This window comes from Streptomyces sp. Root1310, from assembly GCF_001426425.1.
Taxonomy (GTDB): Bacteria; Actinomycetota; Actinomycetes; order Streptomycetales; family Streptomycetaceae; genus Streptomyces.
This window is the reverse complement of the sequence record NZ_LMEQ01000024.1, coordinates 5,526-10,632: the sequence shown is the minus strand read 5'-3', so window position 1 is coordinate 10,632 and position 5,107 is coordinate 5,526. Positions and strand designations below refer to the sequence as shown.

At 72.2% G+C, this 5,107-nt stretch carries 1 protein-coding gene; it reads right to left on the bottom strand.

Translation table 11 applies throughout. The features are described 5' to 3' along the window. Positions 1-5,069, bottom strand: a 5,069-nt coding sequence (locus ASD48_RS44875) for a type I polyketide synthase (protein WP_242432744.1), incomplete at its 3' end; no start/stop codon positions are given. Positions 5,070-5,107: the final 38 nt, after the last annotated feature.

Genomic DNA, 5,107 nt, shown 5'->3' with positions numbered 1-5,107 from the left:
TCCACCGCCATACCCACCCACTGCGACCCCTGACCAGGGAAAACAAACACCACCCGACCCCGCACATCACCCACACCCGACACCACACCCGCACTCGGCGAGTCCTCGGCCAGGGCGCGCAGCCCGTCGAGCAGGCCGTCGCGGTCCTGTCCCAGGACCACCGCCCGGTGCTCCAGCACCGACCGCGACCCGGCCAGTGAGAACCCGACATCGGTCAGGTCCAGCTCGGCCCGCTCCTCCACGAACCGAGCGAGCCGCTCCGCCTGGCCGGCCAGTCCCTCAGCGCTCCGCGCCGACACCACCCACGGCACCACCCCGACCGGAACCCGCTCACCCACCGCCTCGACGGACTCCGCCTGGCCGGCCAGTCCCTCAGCGCTCCGCGCCGACACCACCCACGGCACCACCCCGACCGGAACCCGCTCACCCACCGCCTCGACGGACGACTCGGGCGCCTGCTCCACGATCACGTGCGCGTTCGTCCCGCTGATCCCGAAGGACGACACGCCGGCCCGCCGCGGACGCCCGTCGGTCCGCGGCCAGTCCCGGGATTCGGTCAGCAACTCCACCGCACCCGCGGACCAGTCGACGTGCGGGGACGGCTCGTCCGCGTGCAGTGTCTTCGGCAGCACCCCGTTGCGCAGCGCCATCACCATCTTGATCACACCGGCGACACCGGCCGCGGCCTGCGTGTGCGCGATGTTGGACTTGATGGATCCCAGCCACAGCGGATCGTCGGTGGTGCGGTCGCGGCCGTACGTGGCTTGCAGCGCCTGCGCCTCGATGGGGTCGCCGAGCGGGGTGCCGGTGCCGTGCGCCTCGACGGCGTCGATGTCGTTCGGCGTCAGGCCGGCGTTGGCCAACGCGGCCCGGATGACACGCTGCTGGGACGGATCCGACAGCCGCTCCAACAGCAGCATCCCCACACCCTCACCCCAGCCCGTACCGTCGGCCGCCGCCGAGAACGCCTTCGACCGGCCGTCGGGCGCCAGCGCACGCTGGCGGCTGAACTCGATGAAGCCCTTGGGAGTGGCGATGACCTGGACGCCGCCCGCGAGCGCCATCGAGCACTCGCCGCCGCGCAGGGCCTGCCCGGCGAGATGCATCGCCACCAGGGACGACGAGCAGGCCGTGTCGACGGTCACCGCCGGCCCTTCGAGGCCGAAGGTGTAGGCGATCCGGCCCGAGATCACGCTGCCCGCGCTGCCGGTGGCCGAGTAGCCCTCCAGCTCGTCCGGCACCTTGAGCGTGGCCATGTAGTCCGAGCCCATCGCGCCCGCGAACACACCGACCTGGCTGCCGCTCAGCGACTCGGGTGCGATGCCGGCCCGCTCGAACACCTCCCAGGACGTCTCCAGCAGCAGACGCTGCTGCGGATCCATGGTCAGTGCCTCGCGCGGCGAGATCCCGAACAGGTCGGCGTCGAAGCCCGCGGCGTCCTGGAGGAAGCCTCCCGCGACCGCGTAGTTCTTGCCGACGGCGTCGGGGTCCGGGTCATAGATCGCTGCCGGGTCCCAGCCGCGGTCGTCGGGGAGCGGGGTGGTCGCGTCGCGTCCCTCCAGCACCATCTGCCAGAGGTCTTCCGGAGTCTGCACACCGCCCGGGTAGCGGCAGGCCATACCGATGATCGCCAGCGGTTCGTCGGCGCTGCCGGCGTTCGCGCGGGTGTCTGCCGTGCGGTTGTCTGCCGTGCGGTTGTCTGCCGTGCGGGTGCCGTCCGCCACGTCCCGCGTGCCCGCGAGTTCCGCTCGGAGGTGGCGTGCCAGCACCACGGGGGTGGGGTGGTCGAAGACGAGGGAGGCGGGCAGCCGTAGCCCTGTGGCGTCGTTGAGCCGGTTGCGCAGCTCGACCGCCATCAGGGAATCGAAGCCCAGGCTCCGGAACGCCTGCTCCGCGTCGATGCCCCCGGAGGAGACGTGACCGAGGACGGCGGCCACGTGCGCACACACGAGGTCCAGCAGCAGGCCTTCCTGTTCCGGTTCGGCGAGGCCGGTCAGTCGTCGGCCGAAGTCCGACGACCGGTTGCCCGATTGGGCCCGGGCGGCGGCTGTCCGGCGCGCCGGGGTCCTCACCAAGCCGCGCAGCAGGGGCGACAGCGTCCCCGAACCGGCCTGGGCACGCAGGACACCCATCTCCAGACGGATCGGCACCAGCAGCGCCCGCTGCCCGGCAGCGGTGGCGGCGTCGAACAACGCCAGCCCCTGCTCGTTCGACAGGGCCTGCGCGCCCGTACGGGTCAGCCGTGCCCGATCGCCGTCCTGGAGGCCCGCGGCCATTCCGCCGTTCTCGTCCCACAGACCCCAGGCCAGGGACACGGCGGGCAGACCACGCGTCCTGCGGTGCGCGGCAAGCGCGTCCAGGAAGGTGTTGGCAGCCGCGTAGTTGGCCTGCCCGGGGTTGCCGAACACACCGGCGGCCGAGGAGAACAGGACGAAGGCGTCGAGGTCCAACTCCCTCGTCGCGAGGTGGAGGTTGACCGCGGCGTCCACCTTCGGCCGCATGACCGCTGCGAGCCGCTCGGGGGTCAGCCCGGTCACCGTACCGTCGTCCAGCACGCCCGCCGTGTGGACCACCGCCCGCAACGGGCGCTCCGCCGAGAGCTGGGACAGCAGCCCGTCCACCGCGTCACGGTCGGCCACGTCACAGGCCACCACCGACACCGACGCGCCCAGACCCGACAGCTCCGCCGCCGACTCCCGGGCCCCCGGGGCCTCCATGCCGCGACGACCGGCGAGCACCAGATGCCGCACCCCGTGCGTGACCACCAGATGCCGCGCCACCTCCCGCCCCAGCGAGCCCGTGCCACCGGTGATCAACACCGTGCCCTCGGTATCCCACGGGCTCGTGGACGTCTCCTGTGTGACGGGAGTCCTGACCAGGCGGGGGCTCAGGATCCGACCGTCGCGCACCGCCAGCTGGGCTTCGCCGGCCGCCAGAGCGGCGGGCAGGACCGCTTCCCAGCCTTCACGACCGTCCGAATCCGAAGCCGGATCGACATCGACATCGACATCGCCATCGCCATCGCCATCGACGTCGCCATCGACGTCGATCAGGACGAACCGGCCGGGGTGCTCGGCCTGCGCGGACCGCACCAGCCCCCAGACCGGCGCGTGCACCAGGTCTGCCACGGGTGCGTCACTCGACGTGGCGACGGCTCCGCTGGTCACGACGACCAGCTGCGAGTCCGCGTACCGCTCATCGGACAGCCAGCGACGGACGAGCTCCAGCGCTTGCACCGTGGCCGCACGTGCGGCCACGGCCAGGCCGTCGATGACGGTGGAGTCGTCGGTGGCGGCCGGGCCGTCGGTGGCGGCGGCGAGGTCATCGGTGGCGGTCAGGTCGTCGGTAGCGGTGGCGGTGACGGTCGTGACGCAGGGGAACACGACGAAGGCCGGGAAGGTGTCCGCGTCCTGCGCGAGATCGTCCAGCCCGAGGCCGTCGCGTCCGAGCACCGCCCACGTCCGCTCGGGCTCCGGTGTCCGGGGTACGGCGGGTACGGGGACCCACTCGACGTCGAACAGGCCGCTCGCGTCACCACTGGCCGGATGCCGCAGTTGTTCGGCCGGGACGGGGCGGGACACCAGCGCGTCGACCGACATCACGGGCCGGCCCGTGCCGTCCGCCACCTGGAGGGAGACGGAATCCGTGCCGGAGAGCCGGATGCGGGCCCGCACGGTCGTGGCGCCGGCGGCGTGCAGCGAGACTCCGTTCCAGGAGAAGGGCAGTCGCACGTCACCCTGCGGCTCGGGGTCCCGCGGCCGGGCACCCCGCGACTCTGCGGCGATCACCGCGTGGAGAACCGCGTCCAGCAGAGCCGGATGCATCCCGAACCCGCTCGCGCGCTCGTCCTGGTCCGTCTGGCCGGACCGCCCCGGCAGCTCTCCCTGCTCCGGCCGCTCTCCCTGCTCCGCCTGCTCCGCGTGCTCGGGCAGGCTCACCTCGGCGAAGATCTCGTCGCCGCGTCGCCAAGCCGCGCGCAGGCCCTGGAAGGCGGGACCGTACCCGTATCCGCTCGTGGCCGACGCCTCGTAGAAGCCGCTCAGGTCGATGGGTTCGGTGTCGGCCGGAGGCCAGACCGTCAGGTCGAGCGCCCCCTCCGTCCTGTCCAGCGCCTCCCCCGGCGTGTCGGCGGTGAGCACACCACTGGCATGCCGCGCCCATTCCTGCTCGTCGCCCGAGTTCCCGCTCCGGGAGTACACGCCCACAGGGCGCCGCCCGGCCTCGTCGGGCGCCCCGACCCGGACCTGCACGGCGAGCGCGTCGTCCTCGGTCATCAAAAGCGGTGCTTCGAGTGCGAGTTCTTCCAGACGCCCGCAGCCCGCCTCGTCCCCGGCCCGGATCGCCAGCTCCACGAAGGCCGTGCCCGGCAGCAGCACCGTCCCGGCCACCGCATGGTCCGCCAACCACGGATGCGTACGCAGTGACAGACGGCCGGTGAGAACCACGCCCTGTCCGTCCGCCAACCCCACCGCGGCGGTCAGCAACGGATGATCCGCGGCGCCCAGCCCGAACGCGGCCGGGTCGCCCGCGGACCGTGACGGTTCCTCCAGCCAGTAACTTTGCTGCTGGAAGGCGTAGGTGGGCAGTTCCACACGGCGGCCGCCGGGGAGGAGTGCCGACCAGTCGACCTCGACACCGTGCGTGAACGCCTGCGCCACCCCGGTCAGCAGGGTCTCCGGCTCGGGACGGTCCTTGCGCAGCAGCGGAACCGCCCGCATACCGTCCCCGCCGTCGAAGGACTCCCGGGCCAGCGCGGTCAGGACACTGTCCGGACCCACCTCCACCAGCACACCGACACCGTCAGCGGCCAGCGCGCCGACACCGTCACCGAAACGGACCGCCTCACGCACATGCCGCACCCAGTAGTCGGGTGTGGTCAGTTCACCCGGCTCGGCAAGTCGGCCGGACACGTTCGAGACCACCGGCAGCTGCGGCTCGTTGTAAGTGATCTGCTCGGCGACCTGCCGGAAGTCAGCCAGCATCGGTTCCATCAAGGGCGAGTGGAACGCGTGACTGACCCGCAGACGCTTGGACTTGACCTTCCCCAGCCGCGCGACGACTTCCTCCACAGCCTCCGCCTCACCGGAGACCACCACCGACGACGGAC